This window comes from Rouxiella badensis (assembly GCF_026967515.2).
Classification (GTDB): Bacteria; Pseudomonadota; Gammaproteobacteria; order Enterobacterales; family Enterobacteriaceae; genus Rouxiella; species Rouxiella badensis.
Genome location: NZ_CP114062.1, coordinates 2,173,036 through 2,193,575, shown reverse-complemented (window position 1 = coordinate 2,193,575; position 20,540 = coordinate 2,173,036). Strand labels below are relative to the sequence as shown.

At 52.9% G+C, this 20,540-nt stretch carries 14 protein-coding genes; 13 read left to right on the top strand and 1 reads right to left on the bottom strand.

Annotated features, from left to right (window positions below):
- Nucleotides 1-11 precede the first annotated feature (11 nt).
- A complete protein-coding gene (locus O1V65_RS10080; RefSeq protein ID WP_157388802.1) occupies nt 12-1,025 on the top strand; it encodes a hypothetical protein in 1,014 nt (337 codons plus the stop codon).
- Between the two features lie 28 nt (nt 1,026-1,053).
- Nucleotides 1,054-2,070 carry an IpaD/SipD/SspD family type III secretion system needle tip protein gene (locus O1V65_RS10075; RefSeq protein ID WP_017494067.1) on the top strand — a complete coding sequence of 339 codons (1,017 nt, stop codon included), beginning with the start codon at nt 1,054-1,056 and terminating at the stop codon, nt 2,068-2,070.
- Between the two features lie 26 nt (nt 2,071-2,096).
- Here O1V65_RS10075 and O1V65_RS23155 read toward each other — a convergent pair whose 3' ends face one another.
- Nucleotides 2,097-2,636, bottom strand: a complete 540-nt coding sequence (locus O1V65_RS23155) for a winged helix-turn-helix domain-containing protein (RefSeq protein ID WP_084912363.1) — start codon at nt 2,634-2,636, stop codon at nt 2,097-2,099.
- Nucleotides 2,637-3,472: 836 nt separating this feature from the next.
- Here O1V65_RS23155 and O1V65_RS10065 point away from each other — a divergent pair.
- From O1V65_RS10065 to O1V65_RS10015, 11 genes are all read left to right on the top strand, one after another.
- Nucleotides 3,473-4,681: an aspartate aminotransferase family protein gene (locus O1V65_RS10065; protein ID WP_017490316.1), complete on the top strand. Its 1,209-nt coding sequence runs from the start codon at nt 3,473-3,475 to the stop codon at nt 4,679-4,681.
- A gap of 34 nt (nt 4,682-4,715) precedes the next feature.
- Nucleotides 4,716-5,789, top strand: a complete 1,074-nt coding sequence (gene astA / locus O1V65_RS10060; RefSeq protein ID WP_026110317.1) for an arginine N-succinyltransferase — start codon at nt 4,716-4,718, stop codon at nt 5,787-5,789.
- Complete coding sequence (astD, locus tag O1V65_RS10055; protein WP_017490318.1) at nt 5,786-7,267, top strand: succinylglutamate-semialdehyde dehydrogenase; 1,482 nt, start codon at nt 5,786-5,788, stop codon at nt 7,265-7,267. Before astA ends, astD begins: the two co-directional genes overlap by 4 nt.
- A 24-nt stretch (nt 7,268-7,291) precedes the next feature.
- A complete protein-coding gene (gene astB, locus O1V65_RS10050) occupies nt 7,292-8,638 on the top strand; it encodes an N-succinylarginine dihydrolase (RefSeq protein ID WP_017490319.1) in 1,347 nt (448 codons plus the stop codon).
- Between the two features lie 25 nt (nt 8,639-8,663).
- Nucleotides 8,664-9,644, top strand: coding sequence for a succinylglutamate desuccinylase (astE, locus tag O1V65_RS10045; RefSeq protein WP_017490320.1), 981 nt, complete (start codon nt 8,664-8,666; stop codon nt 9,642-9,644).
- 234 nt (nt 9,645-9,878) lie between these two features.
- Nucleotides 9,879-11,552, top strand: coding sequence for a chloride channel protein (locus O1V65_RS10040; RefSeq protein WP_227953359.1), 1,674 nt, complete (start codon nt 9,879-9,881; stop codon nt 11,550-11,552).
- Nucleotides 11,553-11,837: 285 nt separating this feature from the next.
- Entirely contained in the window at nt 11,838-15,587 is a 3,750-nt protein-coding gene (locus O1V65_RS10035) for a nitrate reductase subunit alpha (RefSeq protein WP_084912364.1), read from the top strand.
- On the top strand, nt 15,584-17,125 hold the full coding sequence (gene narH, locus O1V65_RS10030) for a nitrate reductase subunit beta (protein ID WP_084912365.1): 1,542 nt from the start codon (nt 15,584-15,586) through the stop codon (nt 17,123-17,125). Before O1V65_RS10035 ends, narH begins: the two co-directional genes overlap by 4 nt.
- Nucleotides 17,122-17,856, top strand: a complete 735-nt coding sequence (narJ, locus tag O1V65_RS10025; RefSeq protein WP_017490324.1) for a nitrate reductase molybdenum cofactor assembly chaperone — start codon at nt 17,122-17,124, stop codon at nt 17,854-17,856. Before narH ends, narJ begins: the two co-directional genes overlap by 4 nt.
- The gene (gene narI, locus O1V65_RS10020) at nt 17,853-18,530 is read left to right on the top strand and encodes a respiratory nitrate reductase subunit gamma (RefSeq protein WP_165429630.1); all 678 of its coding nucleotides are present in this window, start codon (nt 17,853-17,855) and stop codon (nt 18,528-18,530) included. Before narJ ends, narI begins: the two co-directional genes overlap by 4 nt.
- A 740-nt stretch (nt 18,531-19,270) precedes the next feature.
- On the top strand, nt 19,271-20,374 hold the full coding sequence (locus O1V65_RS10015) for a porin OmpC (RefSeq protein WP_017490326.1): 1,104 nt from the start codon (nt 19,271-19,273) through the stop codon (nt 20,372-20,374).
- The last annotated feature ends 166 nt before the right edge of the window (nt 20,375-20,540 follow it).

The window sequence follows — 20,540 nt, the reverse complement described above, 5'->3', positions numbered from 1 at the left end:
GGGAGAGAAGCATGACCACGAATTATATAAATCTACGACATATTCCAATATTTATTCCCACTAAGGGCTCTGAAGGTGACCGCAATGTCAGCCCTCTTGCTGATAAAGAGCCTGCTTCTGCGGCATTACAAATCAACCTGAGTCGGGTTATTACGGAAGAGATAACGCTGGAGTCACGTCCTCCTTCCTCGAGTTCCCCAGTCCTAAATACCAGGTCAAGAGGCACGGCGAGTGATTTTAGCCTGTCGATTACAGATTTAATTTTCTTGCTTAAAAAACTGGACCAAATTGCTCTCAAACAGAGTGCCGATGGCATGATTAATGCGCAATCTTCCGTGAACAGTAAGGCGACCTCAATTCGGCAGGAAGGGATATATAACTGTTCAGCAGCAGTCGCTGGGGGAATTACTCAAATTGCGGTCATGGGCGCCAGCTATGTACTCTCAGCGCACTCGTTAAGAAAGCAGAAGGGTATTGATGGTGCTGCTGAAAAAATAAAGCAAGACGGCATCTCGCAGATTGGCGCTAAAAGAGATAAAAACATTGCCGACATCAATGAAAAGTATAAACCTCAATTGGATGAAATCCATCCTAAAATCGATAATGAGTATGGAGGTGCTCTTTCACGTCCAATCCGTGAAGAGAGAGATGGTCACATTAAAAATGAAAATGCAAATTTCGAACTAGAAAAGGCAAAGTTAGAAAATCAGAGAAACGCCCTGTCTAACGATGATAAAAAAAGATATATGAATGCCAGTCTTAATGTTGAAAAATACCGTACATTAGGTCAGCTATCGCATTCAATGGGTAATATGATTTCCTCTTCTGTTTCTATCGGCGCCTCAGAGGAGCGTGCCAAGTCCTCATTGGCTGAGATGAGCTCCTCGGTTGAAAATAAAGTTACCGATAATAACCGTGAGCGCAGCAATAACTATAAAAATACGGCCTCTGAGCTGATTAACAGTATGAATCGAATACTGGAGAATATTTCAAACACCATAGGTGAGATCGCGAGAAAATGCTAGTGCTCCCTAAATCACCAAGGATAATAAAATGACTACCAGCATTGGATTACAACTCTCTACTTCTAGTGTTAGATACGACGCACAGCAAGCTCCTGTATTACCTAACCCTAAGGCGTTATGGGTTGATACGGAGGAAAACGTTAATTCATCGGTCACGGAAAAAAACAGCGAGCTTGTGCAGTCGCTTAATGCTTTTGAAAAGGCGTTACTTGCCAAGGATAAATCCGATGCCCCCTTCATGACGCAGTTGATGCTTAAAAACCTTAGGGAATATGAAAGTAAGTTAACCCTTGTCAAGGCTCAGGATAATCTAGTCTTTGTCGCTGAGTTCAAAAATCTAAAACAACAGATGCAGGATAAATTGTCGGTAAAGAGTTCAGCGGTCGCCTATCTTTCTGACAATGATTCAAACATCTCTGACCAGATTGGTGAAATAATAGGCGAGGTTAAAGAGGGGTATTATGATATCTTTGAGGGGGCTTTAGCTAAATATATTAATTTTTATAAAGAACTTAGTAACATTATGTCTGAAATGGGTAAGCTCATTAAAAAAAGTGATAAAGAAGGCTATCTAAAGTACGACTTTAAAACGCTGCAAGGAAAGCTTGATAATCTTTATGATAAATACAATAAGAAGGCAGATGACGGTTACAAGCTGTCTCAACTTTACCCTAAAGATCCTAAAGATAATGTATCCAAGGTCGAGGCTGAAAAATGGGCTAAGGACATGGGATTACCATCAGGCAGCGTATTACAATCCCAATATGGTGGAGATTGGTACTATGTTGCGATTGATTTAACCCCGTTAAAACAGATGAAGGATAATCTTATCTCTAGTACTTCAAATGACTACGAATTACTCAATACCCAGTATGAATCTTGGGTGACGGGTTTTAACGCCCAGGAAGATCAAATAAAAACGACGCTTCAATCTTTAACCGGGCGTTTTGCGAACGCTAATTCGGTTTATGATAACATGGTTAAAGTCTTATCAAGCACGATCGGCACATTGGCCGAAATGTCCAGGCGCTATTTTTCAATATAATTTACCGTATTTGGGTTACAGCATGGTTAGCACTTTCTCTTTTTATCTGTTAATTCGTTTGTTGGTAATAAAATTTTAACGCCGATAGCCATGTGTTTTTTTCCGGATATTTCGATATAGGTAATATCCATACCGAAGATCTTTTGTAAAATCTCTTCATAATCGACGGCCTCGGGCGCGGGTATGGGCGTGGGCACAGACACGGGGTCGGGGCTTATTTCATAGGGTACAGGAATAAACTCACAGACTTCAGCAACGAAAACATACCCTTTTGAGTAAATTGTTTGGATATAAACCTTTTCTTTGTCTTGCCGGAATATCTTCCTTAATACATAAATGCAGCGTGCAAGAGACTCCTCTGAAACAATAGCCGATCCCCAAACCTTATCGAGCAAATCATTTTTCTCAACGAGCTGTCCTGCAGACTCTATGAGCACTCTCAATACGGCAAGCTCTTTTGCTCCGGTCCTGATAAAAGTACTTTTCCTCATCAACTGATTGTCTTGAGTCAGAGTGAAATCAAAAAATCTATAACCTATACCTTGAGTCCTTTGCTGATGACGCATATTATTCCCTTGATTTTTAGTTAACGGGTAAGATCATGTCCGACTTGAATTTTATTTACAATAATAAATATGCCGACTGTCGATATATATTCTGATTTTTTAGATTTAATTCATAAATGTTTAATATGAAGCTAGTTACAGCTTAAATTTGGGATTTATTAATTTAATTAATTTAATCTATCGGCATTAATGTATTTTAATTTCTTATCAATAGATAATCCAGTGACTTAATAATAGAAAGCTCTTATTGGCCTTTGTGAAGGCCAATAAATAATGGCTATGTGCACCATTTTGGTGAGGATTTCGCTCTAAAAAGAGGCATTTATTTTCTTAGTCTGCGCCTTCCCTGTGTAACAGATCACAAATACGGCAGATATTTTTAGTTATTTTTCGTTGCATACTCATTCTCTTAAAGTATGACCCGTAAAGGGGTTTTTCATAAATATTCACTTTTTATGCAGTTAAAGTGAATAGGGTTAGGGTTTAACTCCTTGTTTTTTGGTGTCTCGACCTTTTTTATTCACTTTTTTTCGTTGCTGGCACGATGTCTGCACACTATTATCAATTCATCAGGGACAAAATTTTAAATCCCTTAACTCTAAGACGCTTACAGACAGTTAAGTTGATTTTACCCTAAAAGAGCTGCTCGTTATGCGTGCAGCGACAATTTGTAGAAAAGATGACTCATTAAAAATTTTCCTTCTCTTTAAGAGGGAAAGGGAGTCTGCACCCTTAATTTAGGAAATGCGTTCTCAAAAATTAACGTCAACCGTCTTATCAATGGCTTGCACTAAGGCCGAGAGACGATGGCATAAGCAAATAACGATGAGGTTGATATGGAACAGCGTGTAACCCGCAAAGCGTTTGATGAATACATGGTCCCGGTCTATGCCCCGGCTGATTTTATCCCTGTACGTGGGGAAGGCTCATGGCTGTGGGACCAGTCTGGTAAAGACTATGTCGATTTTGCCGGCGGAATTGCGGTCAATGCGCTGGGGCATCGCCATCCAGAGGTATTAAGTGCGTTAACCGAGCAAGCACAAAAAGTCTGGCATTTAGGAAATGGTTATACCAATGAGCCAGTACTGAAGCTTGCGAAACAGCTGGTGGATGCGACCTTCGCCGACAAGGCGTTCTTCTGTAACTCAGGTGCAGAAGCAAACGAAGCGGCCCTTAAACTTGCGCGTCTGGTCGGACACTCTAAAAACGCCGACCATAAAAACGAGATTATCGCCTTTAAAAATGCCTTCCACGGCCGGACTCTTTTCACCGTTAGCGCAGGCGGACAGCCTAAGTATTCCCAGGACTTCGCCCCGTTACCGCCTGCCATCACGCATTTGCCGTTCAACGATTTATCGGCGGTAGCGAACCATATTTCCTCTCGTACCTGCGCCGTCATTGTTGAACCCGTACAAGGTGAAGGTGGCGTAGTGCCTGCTGATCCTGAGTTCCTCCATGGCCTGCGCGCGCTGTGCGACCAGCATGATGCCGTGCTTATCTTTGACGAAGTGCAAACCGGCGTGGGCAGAACCGGCGAACTCTATGCCTATCAGGCCTATGACGTTGTCCCCGACATCCTGACTACCGCGAAAGCGCTCGGCGGTGGTTTCCCTATCGGCGCCATGCTTACCGTCGACAGTCTGGCCGCGCATTTCCAACCCGGCACCCACGGCACCACTTACGGCGGTAACCCGCTGGCCACCGCAGTCGCCGGTAAGGTGTTTGAGCTGATTAATACGCCTGAAGTCTTGGGCGGCGTCGCGCTGCGCCATCTGTGGTTCACCGAGCGTCTTAACCTGATTAATCATCAGTATCACGTATTTTCTGAGATTCGCGGCATGGGCCTGCTGCTCGGGGCGGTAATGCACGAACGCTATAACGGACAGGCTAAACAGCTGAACCAGCTGGCGGCAGAAGAAGGGTTGATTGGCTTAATCGCAGGTCCTAACGTGCTGCGATTCGCGCCATCCCTGATTATTCCGCAGGCTGACGTCGAGGAAGGTCTGAACCGTCTTGAGCGTGCCATCGCGCGGCTTTGTTCCTGAAAACCGCGTCATCTCTTTGAATGAGGTAATTATCATGATGTTGATTCGTCCTGTGCGGCTCGGCGATATCGCCGATATCCTGCAGTTGTCAGGGAAAACCGGCATCGGTTTAACGTCTCTGCCTAAGGATGAGGCCCACCTGCGAACGCGAATTGAGCGCTCTGTGGCAACCTGGAAAGGTCAGCTGGACAAAGCCGAGCAGGGCTATCTGTTCGTGCTCGAAGACCTGAGCCAGCAGAAAGTCGTTGGCGTCAGCGCGCTCGAGGTGGCCGTGGGGCTCAGCGAGCCTTGGTACAACTTCCGACTCGGTACGCTTATCCATGCGTCGAAGAGCCTGAACATCTACAAACCGGTCCCGACCCTGTTTTTAAGTAACGATCACACCGGTTACAGCGAGCTCTGCACGCTGTTCCTCGATCCGGACTATCGTCATAGCCGCAACGGACAGCTGCTGTCAAAAGTGCGCTTCCTGTTTATGGCCGCTTTCCGCGAGCGCTTTGCGCCGAAGGTGATTGCCGAGATGCGCGGTGTATCAGACGACAACGGCCACTCGCCTTTCTGGGACAGCGTCGGGCAGCATTTCTTCGCCATGGAATTTGCCGAAGCAGACCGTCTGACCGGGATGGGACAGAAGTCCTTTATTGCCGAGCTGATGCCGAAACACCCTCTCTACACCGAGTTGTTAAGCCCGCAGGCGCGTGCGGTGCTGGGCGAGGTTCATCCTCAAACTGCCCCAGCGCGTGCATTGCTTGAAAAAGAAGGCCTGCGCTATCAGGGGTACGTGGACATCTTCGACGCGGGTCCGACGCTTGAAGGCGAGGTAGACAACCTGCGTGCGGTGAAAGAAAGCCAATTATTGCCGGCAAGAATCACTACCGCCACGTCGTTCGAAGATGAAACTTTCTACCTGGTCGCCAACGAAAATTACGCAAATTTTCGCGCGACTTTGGTCACGGGGCCCGCAGATATCAGCCGGTTAACGCTCGACGAGCGTACCGCTGAGGCGCTGTGCGTCACCCATGGCACCCCCTTGCGCGTTGTGCCGCTGTTCCCCGACGCGGCGACAGCGACCTCAACCCGACAATTATCACAAGCGAGTGAACTATGACCCATCCAGCACTATTTATTCAGGGACAGTGGCGCAGCGGGCAAGGCACGCTGCTGGAAAAGTCTAACCCGGTGAGCGGTGAAAAGCTCTGGTCGGCCATGAGCGCAAGCAGTGAAGACGTCGAGTCGGCCTGCCTTGCCGCACGTGAGGCTTTCCCGGCGTGGGCGCGCCTGACGCTGGCCCAGCGTGGCGAAGTCATTCAGAAATTTGCCGCGCTGCTGACTGAAAACAAAACCAGACTGGCCGAAATCATCAGCCTTGAAACCAGTAAACCGCGCTGGGAGACACTCACCGAAGTGCAGGCAATGATAGGCAAGGTGGCGATTTCGCTGGAAGCCAATCAACAGCGTACCGGCGAGAAACATACGCCAATGCCGGACGGTGAAGCGGTACTGCGTCATCGTCCACACGGGGTGCTGGCGGTATTTGGCCCCTACAATTTCCCAGGGCATCTGCCAAACGGTCACATCGTACCCGCGCTTCTGGCCGGTAACACGCTGGTGTTCAAACCGAGCGAACTCACGCCGGTGACCGCCGAAGAGACGCTCAAGCTGTGGCAGCAAGCGGGACTTCCTGCCGGCGTGATCAATCTGGTGCAGGGTGGACGTTCTACCGGTGAGGCGCTGGCCGCTTCATCGCAGATTGACGGTCTGCTGTTTACCGGCAGCGCGGGCACCGGTTATCAGCTGCATCGTCAGCTGGCCGGGCAGCCGGAAAAAATTCTGGCGCTGGAGATGGGCGGTAACAATGCGCTGATCGTTGAGCCGGTTGAAGACATCGACGCCGCGGTCAATCTGACCATTCAATCGGCGTTTATCTCTGCCGGGCAGCGCTGCACCTGCGCGCGTCGTCTGTTGGTCAAACAAGGTCAGGCGGGGGATGCCTTCCTCAAGCGCCTGATTGAGGTTACGTCCTCGCTGCGCGTTGGCGCATGGAATGACGAGCCGCAGCCGTTCATCGGCGGGGTTATTTCCGATACCGCTGCGCGCAATATGCTGAGCGCACAGGACAAACTGGTCGAGCTCGGCGGCAAGTCGCTGTTGACGATGAGCCGCCTGCGTCCCGACAGCACCTTATTGACGCCGGGTATCATCGAGCTGACCGACGTGGCCGGTGTGCCGGATGAAGAGTATTTCGGCCCGTTGCTGAGCGTTATTCGCTACCGCGAGTTTGATGAGGCAATCCGTCTTGCCAACCAGACGCGCTTTGGCCTGGCCACCGGGCTGATTTCGGCGCAGCGTGCACAGTTCGATCAGCTTCTGCTCGAGGCCCGTGCCGGTATCGTCAACTGGAACAAGCCGTTGACCGGTGCCTCCAGCAATGCCCCCTTTGGTGGGATTGGTGCCTCGGGCAATCATCGTCCGAGCGCCTACTATGCCGCGGATTACTGCGCCTGGCCGATGGCCTCGCTGGAAACCGACCGTCTGGAACTTCCTTCCGCGCTGTCGCCGGGAATCGATTTTGGTCAGCAAGGGTAACCCTGGCTGTCACTGGAGAGCATGATGTCTGGATATGAAGTCAATTTTGATGGTCTGGTAGGACTCACCCACCACTATGCGGGGCTGTCGTTTGGTAACGAAGCCTCGACGCGCAACCAAAGCGCAATTGCCAATCCGAAGCTGGCGGCGAAGCAGGGACTGTTGAAAATGAAGGCCTTGGCTGACCTTGGCTTCAAACAGGGCGTACTGCCGCCGCATGAAAGGCCGCATCTTAGCACGCTGCGCCAGATGGGATTTGAGGGGAGTGATGCGCAGGTGCTGGCCAAAGCCAATGCCTATTCGCCGCGCCTGCTCTCGTCGCTAAGTTCCGCATCGGCGATGTGGGTCGCCAACGCCGCCACGGTATCGCCATCGGCCGACAGCGCCGACGGGCGGGTGCATTTCACCGTGGCAAACCTGAATAACAAGTTTCACCGTGCGATTGAAGCCGACACCACCTCGGCTATCCTGCGCGCCACCTTTAATCATCGCGAGCACTTCGCGCACCATGCTGCGCTTCCTCAGGTCGCAAATCTCGGCGATGAAGGCGCGGCTAACCATAATCGACTGTGCGGCGAGTATGACAGGCAGGGCGTGCAGGTGTTTGTTTATGGCCGTAACGGACTGGTGACCGGTGATAACGAACCGGTACGCTATCCGGCAAGGCAAACGCTGCTGGCGAGCGAGGCAATTGCCCGTTTACATCAGCTTGACCCAGTGCGCACGGCGTTCGTTCAGCAGAATCCCGAGGCTATCGATCGCGGCGTATTCCACAACGATGTGATTTCGGTCAGCAATCGCCAGGTGCTGTTCCACCATGAGCAGGCATTTGTGAATCAGCAGGCGGCATTCGACGAAATTCGCCGCAAGATGGCCAGCGTTGAGGCGGACTTTAAACCGATTGAAGTGCCTAAGTCGCGCGTTTCTCTCGATGATGCCGTGGCCACCTACTTGTTCAACAGCCAACTGCTGAGCAGGGCCGACGGTAAAATGACTATCGTCGTGCCAGAGGAATCTCGCCAGCACGCCGCGGTATGGGACTATCTGTCGGATCTGCGCGCCAGCGGCGGCCCGATTGACGATATCCAGGTCTTCGATTTGCGTGAGAGTATGCGCAACGGCGGCGGTCCGGCCTGCCTGAGGCTGCGCGTGGCATTAAATGCTACCGAGCTGTCGGCGGTTAATCAGGGTTCACTGATTGACGATACTCTGTTTGCTCGCCTCAATGATTGGGTTGACAGCCACTATCGCGACCGGATGCAGCAGGAAGATTTAGCCGATCCGCAGCTGCTGCTGGAAGTCCGCCGCGCGCTGGACGAGCTAACGCAGATCCTGCGTCTGGGAAGTATCTATCCTTTCCAGCAGGCCTGAAGAAAGTGATTAAGGAACGCGTGTCATGTTTGATGTATTAACGCTTACTTTGGACGGAACGCCGCCTGTTCTCCCCTCCGGTCAACTGCCGCATCTTGACTGGCAGTGGTTGGCCGAAGGCGTGCTTGAGCTGTCGCCGCGTCACGCCTGTAAAAAGGCGGTGGTGCTGTCGGCGGGGGTTCACGGCAACGAAACGGCACCTATCGAGCTGCTGAATCAACTGGTGGCCGAGCTGCTTGCCGGTACGCGCCCGCTGAGGGTGCGTTTGCTGGTGGTGCTGGGCAATCCACCGTCGATGCGTGCCAACAAGCGCTATCTCGTGGCGGACATGAATCGTATGTTTGGCGGTCGCCATGTGCGATTCACCCCAAGTGATGAAACACGGCGTGCGCAGCAGCTTGAGCAACTGCTGGCGCAGTTTTATCGCAGCGCCAGTGCGGCCGGCGCCAGGCAGCGTTTCCATTATGATCTGCATACCGCGATTCGCGGCTCGCTGTACCTGCGTTTTGGCCTGTTGCCTTTCCAGCTGCGCCCGCACTCGCCCGAAATGCTGGCCTGGCTTGAGCAGGCCGGGTTAGACGCGCTGGTCTATCATCGCTCCCCCGGCGGGACGTTTACGCACTTTAGCAGTGAGGTTTTCGATGCCGAAAGTTGCACCCTAGAGCTCGGCAAGGCGCTGCCGTTTGGCGAGAATGACCTTAAGCAGTTCATCCAGATAAAGCTGGCGTTGCAGGCACTGGTGAGTGATTTACCTGCGCCCGCACGTCAGGGTGAGCCGATGAAGCACTTTCAGGTGGTGCAGGATATTTTGCGCGAACAGCCGGACTTCCAACTGCACGTGCCCGCCGATGCGCTGAATTTTACCGCTTATCCGCAGGGCTACGTGCTGGCCGAGCAGAGCGGTAAAACGTATCGGGTCGAGCACCCCGAAGAAGTGGTGTTATTCCCGAACCCGAACGTTGCACTGGGACTGCGTGCCGGTTTGATGCTGGTTGAAATGTCTTAGATTTGTTATTCAAAGACCTGACTGCCTGATTTCATTCACATAAACAAAATTGTGCGTGCTGAACCGGTGATGTGCCAAGCTAAGCGGTTCAGCACTTTGGTCGAATGAAATCTCGTCAATGATCCTCTCGGCGCTAACTTCCTTATTTCTAAATCGTTGAGGGATGCTATGATTTCGTCTAAGGAAATCCTTTAGATTCGACAACCGGTTTGGGAAATAATGGGCTTTAAAGCGTTGCAAAAATCTGATTGGGTAAACTTGTTGATAGCCATTCCCGCCGGGATTATTGCTGCGCTTGTGACGATAGGATTTCGGCTGGCGATCGGCGGCATTGATGGCTTGATGTTTAAAGACGGCAGCGACATAACCCGCGCGTTTAACGAATACCCTCTGATTGTCTGGCCGATTATCACCGCCGTGGGTGGCGTGGTGGCGGGCTTTATTCTCCACTGGGCGCTCCGCTACGAGTCGCGCAACGGCAAGATGCCGGACTATCTCGACGTCATCGATAAACGCTTACCGGGTATTCCTGTGGTCAGCACGCTGCTGAGATCGCTCTCTTCACTTGCCAGCATCGCGAGCGGCAGTTCCATTGGTCGCGAAGGCGCGATGGTGCAGCTTTCTGCACTGAGCGGCAGCCTGCTGGGCCGCTTTACACGTTTTACCTCTCTTCACCAGTCAGACGTGGTGGCGATGGCGGCCGCAGGCGGGCTGGCTGCGGTGTATCACGCGCCGTTTGCCGGCGCGCTGTTTGTCGCCGAGATTGCCTTTGGTGTTACCGCCGTACAGCGGCTTATCCCACTGTTTATTTCCGCCTCGGTTGCGGTGCTGACTGTGCGCTCCGTTACCCACTATGCGCCGCTGTACCTCTATTCTTCCGCCGTATTCAGCCCAACGCCCGGCGCTATCTTTACCGTACTGGCGATTGGCGCGGCGACCGGTATTCTCGGGCCGATGTTTATTGCCTCAATTGATAAGGTGCGCAGGGCGATGCAGCCGATATCCCATCCGGCGCTGCGCCTTGGCCTCGGAGGACTGGCGGTAGGCGTGGTGGCGATGGTCTCGCCGCTGGTGCTGGGCAATGGGTTCGAGGTTATCGACCTTATCCTGAATAACCGCGACCTGCATACCTCGCTGGGGCTGCTGCTGCTGCTCAAGATTGTTGCCACCGCTATCACCGTAGGGTCTGGCGCGGTCGGCGGCCTGTTCACGCCTTCGCTGCTGATCGGAGCCGCCAGCGGCGCACTGGTCTGTACCTGCCTGCAATGGCTGGGCTTTGATCCGGGGCCGATGGGCCTGTATGCCGCCATCGGCATGAGTGCTTTGCTCGCGGCAACCAGTCACGCGCCGCTGATGTCGATCATGATGGCGTTTGAAATGACCCTCAACAGTTCGCTGCTGTTCCCGTTGATGCTGGCGACGGCCATTTCCTACGTTGTGGCGTCGCGCTTCAAGGCCAGCGGTACCTACCCAGTGTTGACCCGGCTCAACGCGCGGTTCGCCGCCAAGAGTGATTTTGAGAACGGGACCGTCGCCGCGTTGATGTGTCCCTGTTCAAAAATGTACCTCGATGCCACGCTGGTCGAGTTAGTCAGTGAGGGCCTCAAACAGCGCACACGTTACGTCTATGTTATCGACAGGGAAGAGCGCTTCGTTGGCGTGGTCGCGACCAATGTGCTGGCAACCGGCATCATTGACGGCAGCCTGGATAAAGAGGCGCCCATCGACCCCTATATCGAGCATGAATTTACCGTGCTCTATCAGCAGTCGAGCTATGAAGAGGCGTGGGCCGTGTTCAGTTCATCACCGCTCGAACGTCTGCCGGTGCTGGAAAATGCCGAGACGCGTCGCCTGCTCGGCGTCATAACCAAGGCTGCGCTGCTAAGCAAGGCGAAAGATTTTTTGTAATCCTTTTCCTACTCCCAAATAGCTGACCACAACTCCAATTCTTAAATAGCGCTCAATCACGAGCACTATTTTTATATTTTACAATAGGTTAAGAATTTTAAGTTTATACCCCCTAGGGGGTATGTTTCGTCGCCGTAACTATTTCCTTCCTGAATCGATTGATCGTCATCAACGCGTCTGTTCACACCCGCGACTACCCTAGCGCCAATTTAAGCAATGTCATTGCGTTGATTTTTGCCTGCAACGCTACCCAAATAAAGACAGAACGCCTCAGGAGGTTCCTGGATGAGCAAGTTTCTAGACCGGTTTCGCTATTTTAAGCAGCTGGCCGAACCCTTTGCCGACGATCACGGTCAGACGCTAAACGCCAATCGCGACTGGGAAGAGGGTTATCGCAGCCGTTGGCAGCACGATAAAGTTGTGCGATCCACTCATGGCGTCAACTGTACTGGCTCCTGTAGCTGGAAAATCTACGTCAAAAGCGGCCTCGTTACCTGGGAAACTCAGCAGACCGACTACCCGCGCACGCGCCCAGACCTGCCGAATCACGAGCCACGCGGCTGCCCGCGCGGAGCCAGCTACTCTTGGTATCTCTACAGCGCCAACCGTCTGAAGTATCCTCTGATGCGCAAAAAGCTTATCCAGCTGTGGCGCGAGGCGAAGCAGCAGCATGCCGATCCTGTCGATGCATGGGGCTCAATCGTCAGCAATCCTGAAAAATCCAAAAGCTATAAAGTCGTGCGTGGGCGCGGCGGCTTTGTGCGCTCCAGCTGGCAGGAGGTCAACGAACTGATCGCCGCCTCCAACGTTTACACCGCCAAAACCTTTGGGCCAGACCGCATCATCGGTTTTTCACCTATTCCGGCGATGTCGATGGTGTCTTACGCCTCGGGCGCCCGCTATCTCTCCCTGATTGGTGGCGTGTGTCTGAGCTTCTATGACTGGTACTGCGACCTGCCTCCGGCCTCGCCAATGACCTGGGGTGAGCAGACCGACGTGCCGGAATCGGCCGACTGGTATAACTCTTCCTATATTATCGCCTGGGGCTCTAACCTGCCGCAGACGCGCACGCCGGACGCGCACTTCTTCAGCGAAGTACGCTACAAAGGCACGAAAACGGTGGCGATCACCCCCGATTATGCCGAAGTTGCTAAACTCTGCGACCACTGGCTGGCACCGAAGCAGGGAACAGACAGCGCGCTGGCGCTGGCGATGGGCCACGTGATCCTTAAATCCTTCCATCTGGATAACCCGAGCCGCTACTTCATCGACTATGTTCGCCGCTATACCGACATGCCGATGCTGGTATTGCTCGAACCGCGCGAAGGGGGACACTTCGCCGCAGGCCGCATGCTGCGCGCCTCGGATCTGGTCGATAACCTCGGGCAGGAAAATAATCCGCAGTGGAAAACTATCGCACTGGACGAACAGAGCGGAGAACTGGTTTCCCCGCTCGGCTCCATCGGCTATCGCTGGGGCGAAAAAGGGCAGTGGAATCTCGAAGCGCGTGAAGGCAAAAATCAGCAGGACGTCAAACTGGCGCTGAGCCTGCTGGACCAACATGACGACGTCGTTGAGGTCGGTTTCCCGTATTTCGGCGGCATCACTCACGAGCATTTCAACAGCGTTGCGCTGGAAGAGATCCTGCTGCACAAACTGCCGGTGAAGCGGATTCTTCTCGCCGACGGAAGTGAAGCGTGCGTTGCCAGCGTCTATGATTTGACGCTCGCCAACTACGGTATCGAACGCGGTCTCAATGACGCCAACTGCGCGCAGAGTTTTGACCAGATCAAAGCCTACAGTCCGGCGTGGGCTGAACAGATTACCGGCGTTTCACAGCAAAATATTATCCGCATTGCCACCGAGTTTGCCGACACCGCCGACAAGACCCACGGCCGTTCGATGATCATCGTCGGTGCGGGCCTGAACCACTGGTATCACATGGACATGAACTACCGTGGCCTGATCAACATGCTGATTTTCTGTGGCTGTGTGGGACAGAGCGGCGGCGGTTGGGCGCACTACGTCGGCCAGGAAAAACTGCGTCCGCAGACCGGCTGGCAGCCGCTGGCCTTTGGTCTCGACTGGCAGCGTCCGCCTCGCCAGATGAACGGCACCTCATTTTTCTACAATCATTCGAGCCAGTGGCGCTATGAAAGCGTTACGCCACAGTCGCTGCTTTCTCCGCTGGCCGACGGCTCACGCTTTAGCGGTAGCCTAATTGACTTCAACGTACGCGCCGAGCGTATGGGCTGGCTGCCTTCTGCGCCGCAGCTCAACGTGAATCCGCTGAATCTGGCCGCGATGGCTAAAACGGCGGGGAAAAATGTACAGCAATACACCGTCGACAGCCTAAAGGACGGCAGCGTACGCTTCGCCGCCGAGCAGCCGGATGACCCGCAAAACTACCCACGCAACCTGTTTGTTTGGCGCTCAAACCTGCTCGGTTCGTCGGGTAAGGGCCATGAATACCTGCTGAAATATCTGCTCGGCACCGAAAACGGCATTCAGGGGAAAGATTTGGGGATTCAGGGTGGAATCCTGCCGGAAGAGGTGGAATGGCAAGACCAGGGCGGCGAAGGCAAGCTGGATCTGGTGGTGACGCTCGACTTCCGGCTGTCGAGCACCTGTCTGTACTCCGATATCGTGCTGCCGACCGCCACCTGGTACGAGAAAGACGACATGAATACTTCGGACATGCACCCGTTTATTCATCCGCTGTCTGCCGCCGTCGATCCCGCCTGGGAATCTAAAAGCGACTGGGATATCTACAAAGGGCTGGCGAAGGAGTTTTCTCGTGTCTGTGTCGGGCATCTGGGCGTAGAGACTGACCTGGTCACGCTGCCGATTCAGCACGACTCCGCCGCCGAGTTGGCTCAGCCACTGGGCGTGGAGGACTGGAAAAAGGGCGACTGCGAACTTATTCCGGGCGTGACCGCGCCGCATCTGGTGCCGGTCGAACGCGACTATCCGAATACCTATGCCCGCTTCAGCGCGCTGGGGCCGCTGCTCGACAAGCTCGGTAACGGTGGCAAAGGCATCAACTGGAATACCGACAGCGAAATTGCGCTGCTGAAGAAACTCAATGACACCCAGCCTGATGGTGCAGCGGCCGGTCGTCCGAAGATTGAAACGGCGATCGATGCGGCAGAAATCATCCTGACGCTGGCGCCTGAAACCAATGGTCAGGTGGCGGTTAAAGCCTGGAAAGCGCTGGGGGAATTTACCGGCATTGACCATCGCCATCTGGCGCTGAATAAAGAAGACGAGAAAATCCGCTTTCGCGATATTCAGGCACAGCCGCGCAAGATTATCTCCAGCCCGACCTGGTCGGGTCTCGAAGATGAACACGTCTCCTATAACGCCTGTTACACCAACGTGCACGAGCTTATTCCTTGGCGCACGCTGACCGGCCGCCAACAAATTTATCAGGATCACGAGTGGATGCGTGCGTTCGGTGAAAGCCTGCTGGTTTACCGTCCGCCGATTGACACCCGCGCGTCTCAGCCGTTCCTGAATACGCGGCCTAACGGTAATCCAGAGAGGGCGCTGAACTTCATCACCCCGCACCAGAAGTGGGGCATTCACTCCACCTACAGTGACAACCTGCTGATGCTGACCTTGTCGCGCGGCGGGCCGATTGTCTGGCTGAGTGAAGACGATGCGCGCCAGCTTGGCGTCACGGACAACGACTGGATAGAGGCTTTCAACGCCAACGGTTCCTTGACTGCGAGGGCGGTGGTCAGTCAGCGCGTTCCGGCGGGCATGACCATGATGTACCACGCGCAGGAAAGGCTGGTGAATATTCCCGGCTCTGAAATCACCCAACAGCGCGGCGGGATCCACAACTCGGTAACCCGCGTTACGCCTAAACCAACGCACATGATCGGCGGTTATGCCCATCAGTCTTACGGTTTCAACTATTACGGCACCGTAGGCTCCAACCGCGATGACTTTGTCGTGGTGCGGAAAATGAATCGCATTGACTGGTTAGACGGCGAAGGTCACGACACCGTGCAGGAGAAAGTTAAATGAAAATTCGTTCACAGATCGGCATGGTGCTAAATCTCGACAAATGCATCGGCTGTCACACCTGTTCGGTGACCTGCAAAAACGTCTGGACCAGTCGCGAAGGCGTCGAATATGGCTGGTTTAATAATGTTGAAACCAAGCCGGGTATTGGCTTCCCGAACGACTGGGAAAATCAGCAGAAATGGAAGGGCGGCTGGATCCGTAAAATCAGCGGCAGGCTCCAGCCGCGTATGGGCAACCGTCTGCAGCTGTTGGGTAAGATTTTTGCTAATCCTTATATGCCGGAAATCGACGACTACTACGAGCCTTTTGATTTCGACTATCAGCATCTGCACACCGCCAAAGAGGGGAAACATCAGCCGATTGCGCGTCCACGTTCGCTGTTGACCGGCCTGCGGATGGACAAAATTGTCAGCGGCCCAAACTGGGAAGACGATTTAGGCGGCGAGTTCTCAACCCGTTCCGCCGACAGCAATTTCGCCAACATACAAAAAGAAATCTACGGCGAGTTTGAAAACACTTTCATGATGTATCTGCCGCGCCTTTGCGAGCACTGCCTGAATCCGGCGTGCGTGGCGACCTGTCCGAGCGGTGCCATCTACAAACGTGACGAAGACGGCATCGTGCTTATCGATCAAGACAAATGCCGCGGCTGGCGCATGTGCCTGACCGGCTGTCCTTACAAGAAAATCTACTTCAACTGGAAAAGCGGCAAGTCCGAGAAGTGCATCTTCTGCTATCCGCGCATCGAGGCGGGGCAGCCAACGGTGTGCTCTGAAACCTGCGTTGGACGTATTCGCTACCTGGGCGTGCTGCTGTATGACGCAGACCGTATCAAGCAGGCCGCCAGCGTCGAGAACGAGCAGAATCTCTACCAGAGTCAGATGGAAATATTCCTGGACCCCAACGATCCGCAGGTGGTCGCCGAGGCGATAAAGCAGGGGATCCCGCAGTCGGTTCTTGATGCCGCACAGCGGTCGCCGGTCTACAAGATGGCGATGGAGTGGAAGCTGGCGCTGCCGCTGCATCCTGAATACCGCACCTTGCCGATGGTGTGGTACGTGCCGCCGCTGTCGCCGATTCAGTCGGCGGCCGATGCGGGCGCGATACCGCACACCGGCGTGCTGCCGGACGTCGAAAGTCTGCGCATTCCCGTCCAGTATCTGGCCAATCTGTTAACCGCAGGCGACACCCAGCCGGTGCTGCTGGCCCTGAAACGTATGCTGGCAATGCGTCACTTCAAGCGCGCCGAGTCGGTTGACGGCGTGGTCGATACTACCGCGCTGGATCAGGTTGGCCTGAGCGAACGGCAGGCACAAGAGATGTACCGCTATCTGGCGATTGCCAACTACGAAGACCGCTTTGTGGTGCCGTCGAGCCATCGCGAGCTGGCGCGCGAAGCCTTCCCTGAAAGTAAAAGCTGCGGCTTCAGTTTCGGCGATGGCTGCCACGGCAGCGACGGAAAATTTAATCTGTTTAACAGCAAGCGTATCGACGCCATCGACGTGAGCCCTAAAACCTCGTTCGGAGCTGAAAAATGATCGCCTTACGCATTATCTCTCGTCTGCTGGACTATCCCGACGACGCGCTGTGGGCGCATAAGCAGGACCTGCTGCTGGCGTTGACGGAATCCCCACTGCTGAGCCTTGAAGAAACGCAGCAGCTGGCCGATTTCATTCGACAGTTTTGTGCCGCCGACCTGCTCGACAGACAGGCCGAATACTGTAGCCTGTTCGATCGCGGCCGCGCCACTTCTTTGCTGCTGTTTGAACACGTGCACGGTGAATCGCGGGATCGCGGGCAGGCGATGGTCGATCTTTTGGATCAATACCGCGCCGCGAATCTGGAGATAGACAGCAAGGAGTTACCGGACTATCTGCCGCTGTACCTCGAGTATCTCGCTATGCTTGCAGCGGAAGAGGCCCAAGCCGGTTTGCTGGACATTGCCCCAATTCTGGCGCTGCTGAGTGCGCGCCTGACCCAGCGTGAAAACCACTATGCGCTGTTGTTCAACCTGTTGCTGAGCCTGTCGGGTGCCACACTGACCGCCGACAGCGTGGCGGAAAAACTGCAGCACGAGAGCCGTGACGATACGCCTCAGGCGCTTGATGCGGTGTGGGAAGACGAGCAAATCAAATTCCTCGGTGAGCAAGGTTGCCTGAGTGAAGAAGAAAAGGCACGCGGCCAACGTTTTGCAGGCGCGGTAGCCGCGCAGTACATTCAACTCGATGCCGGACACCCCGGCGTCTCCCGTGAGGAGAAACGTCCATGAATTTCCTCAGCAGCTTCTTTTTTGATATTTATCCGTATATTGCGGGGACGATTTTTCTGGCCGGCAGCTGGCTGCGCTATGACTATGGCCAATACAGCTGGCGTGCAGGTTCCAGCCAGCTGCTGGATAAAAAAGGCTTACGCATTGCCTCGCCGCTGTTTCACGTCGGTATTCTTGGCATCTTTTTCGGCCACCTGGTCGGCATGTTAACCCCGCACTGGGTTTACGAACCTTTCCTCTCTATTGCCGCGAAACAGCAGTTGGCGATGGTCGCGGGAGGCATTTTTGGGCTGATGACGCTGGTCGGTGGTGCGATGTTGTTTAAGCGCCGCTTAACCAATGTGCGGGTGCGCGCGACCTCAAGCGTTGGCGATATCATGATAATCGCGCTGCTGGTGGTGCAGGTTTGTCTAGGGCTGGGCACCATTCCTTTCTCGGCGCAGCATCTGGACGGCAGCGAAATGATAAAGCTGGTCGGCTGGGCACAGGCCATTGTCACCTTCCAGGGCGGCGCATCGGCACATCTTGATGGCGTTGCGCTTATCTTCAGGCTGCATATGGTCCTTGGCATGACGCTGTTCCTGCTGTTTCCGTTCTGTCGTCTGGTGCATATCTGGAGTGCGCCGGTGGAATACCTCACTCGTCGTTACCAGCTGGTGCGTAACCGCCGTTAATTCTCGCTACCGTTAACCTCCTGATGCTCTTCTCCCACTCTGCTGAATATTGTCAGCGAGAAGGGGAGAAGAGCGCGATTACCCTCTCATTCTCTGCGCTCGTTATTAATATCCCTTTCCTGGCCTTGTTTGTTATTTGTGCAAAACAGTCATTATCAATACGGAGTATTGTTCAAATTAATAACCAAGGTAATTATGATCCTCTTACGTGATTTGTAATTTGACTTAAATAATCCTCTCGGTGGGAATAATAAATATTAAGTCGATAGTCAAATGCGGTATTTGCTTAACTGGATTTTCGATATAGCAGAGGAATAATAAAAAACGCTTACTCTGCTATGCACTTTTTAAAGGCAAGTGATCTATTTCTCATTTAATTTTTTTAATGATTGTTAACACATAAAAATGCTTTGAAAAACGTGCTCTATAGCACAGTAAAAAGACAATTCTTTAAGAAGTTTGCACCAAAAAACGCGCATGCACTATTTTGGTGCAACCTGTTATGCAAAATATGCATAAAATCAGGGGGTTACAAACCTGATTTTGAATCATTTTGTTACACATCATTTCGATAATTTAACCAATAGCGCCGAACTTTTTCATTTTAACTTTTCGTGCTTAGTGCTAATGTTCGATTCGATTTACAGATAGCAGCAATTATAAATATTAAGAAACTCGCAGCCTGATATTTAAAATTTGGCACGGGGAAACCTATATATAAAATTCTAGGAACTTAAATAATGATGAAGCGCAGTGTTTTGGCCGTAGCGGTCTCTTTAATTGTTGTAACCACTGGTGCAAATGCCGTAGAGATTTATAACAAAGATGGCAACCAGTTGGATCTGTATGGCCGCGTTAACGGTAAACATTATTTCAGTGACAGCACCAGCAATAATGGCGATGGTTCTTATATGCGTTTTGGCTTTAAAGGCCAGACCAAAATTAGCGATACTCTGACCGGCTACGGCCAGTGGGAATATCAAAACAGCCTGAGCAACTCCGAAGGTTCAGACGCGCTGAACGGTAACAAAACCCGTCTTGGCTTCGCCGGTCTGAAATTCGCCAAGTTTGGCTCATTGGATTACGGCCGTAACTACGGCGTAGTGTATGACGCAATTGGCTACACCGACATGCTGCCAGAATACGGCGGCGACTCCGGTTACACCGACAACTTCATGGTGGGCCGTTCTACCGGTCTCGCAACCTACCGTAACAGAAACTTCTTCGGCTTGGTTGATGGTCTGAATCTGGCATTACAGTACCAGGGCAAAAACGAAGCGACCAGCGTATCAAGCACCTCACGTCCTACCAGCCGCTCTAACGGCGACGGTGCTGGCGCGTCTCTGACCTATGAAGACATCGGCGGCACCGGTATCGGTGTCGCATTGGCCGGTTCTCGTTCTGACCGTACGACTGCTCAGTCTGAAGCAAAAATCGGCGGCGGCGACACGGCTTCAGCCTGGTCTGCGGCGGTTAAATATGACGCTAACCAGTTCTACCTGGCGACCATGGTTGAAGAAACTCACAAGCAAACCAACATCACCGCAAACGGTGTAGCCGGTTTTGCCAACAAGACGCAGATCTTTGAAGCCGTTGCACAGTACCAGTTCCTGAACGGCTTCCGTCCTTCACTCGCTTACGTGTCTAACAAAGCGAAAGACGTCGAAGGCGTGGGCGATGCGTACCTGTACAAATACGTTTCTGTTGGTGCTTACTACTACTTCAACAAAAACATGTACACCTACGTTGACTACAAAATCAACAACCTGAGCGATAGCGACAGCAGCAAACTGGGCGGCAACAAGAAAGACGTGACCACCGTCAGCCTGACCTACCGTTTCTAAGCTTCAGAAACGACGCGTTATCACCCCCGTATTACCCTTATCTGTGTCTGAAAAGGTAATCTCAAAGGCAGGGCCGTCTGGCTCTGCCTTTTTTTATGCTGAAAAAAACCTTCCCATTCAACTATCTGCTGTTTTTCTCTCCCCATAACCTCAGGTTATACCCTCT

What these genes read in the sequence shown, in the direction of transcription:
- O1V65_RS10080 (WP_157388802.1), top strand. Translation starts at nt 12, where the DNA reads ATGACCACGAATTATATAAATCTACGACATATTCCAATATTTATTCCC.
- O1V65_RS10075 (WP_017494067.1), top strand. Translation starts at nt 1,054, where the DNA reads ATGACTACCAGCATTGGATTACAACTCTCTACTTCTAGTGTTAGATAC.
- O1V65_RS23155 (WP_084912363.1), bottom strand. Translation starts at nt 2,636, where the DNA reads ATGCGTCATCAGCAAAGGACTCAAGGTATAGGTTATAGATTTTTTGAT.
- O1V65_RS10065 (WP_017490316.1), top strand. Translation starts at nt 3,473, where the DNA reads ATGGAACAGCGTGTAACCCGCAAAGCGTTTGATGAATACATGGTCCCG.
- astA (WP_026110317.1), top strand. Translation starts at nt 4,716, where the DNA reads ATGATGTTGATTCGTCCTGTGCGGCTCGGCGATATCGCCGATATCCTG.
- astD (WP_017490318.1), top strand. Translation starts at nt 5,786, where the DNA reads ATGACCCATCCAGCACTATTTATTCAGGGACAGTGGCGCAGCGGGCAA.
- astB (WP_017490319.1), top strand. Translation starts at nt 7,292, where the DNA reads ATGTCTGGATATGAAGTCAATTTTGATGGTCTGGTAGGACTCACCCAC.
- astE (WP_017490320.1), top strand. Translation starts at nt 8,664, where the DNA reads ATGTTTGATGTATTAACGCTTACTTTGGACGGAACGCCGCCTGTTCTC.
- O1V65_RS10035 (WP_084912364.1), top strand. Translation starts at nt 11,838, where the DNA reads ATGAGCAAGTTTCTAGACCGGTTTCGCTATTTTAAGCAGCTGGCCGAA.
- narH (WP_084912365.1), top strand. Translation starts at nt 15,584, where the DNA reads ATGAAAATTCGTTCACAGATCGGCATGGTGCTAAATCTCGACAAATGC.
- narJ (WP_017490324.1), top strand. Translation starts at nt 17,122, where the DNA reads ATGATCGCCTTACGCATTATCTCTCGTCTGCTGGACTATCCCGACGAC.
- narI (WP_165429630.1), top strand. Translation starts at nt 17,853, where the DNA reads ATGAATTTCCTCAGCAGCTTCTTTTTTGATATTTATCCGTATATTGCG.
- O1V65_RS10015 (WP_017490326.1), top strand. Translation starts at nt 19,271, where the DNA reads ATGATGAAGCGCAGTGTTTTGGCCGTAGCGGTCTCTTTAATTGTTGTA.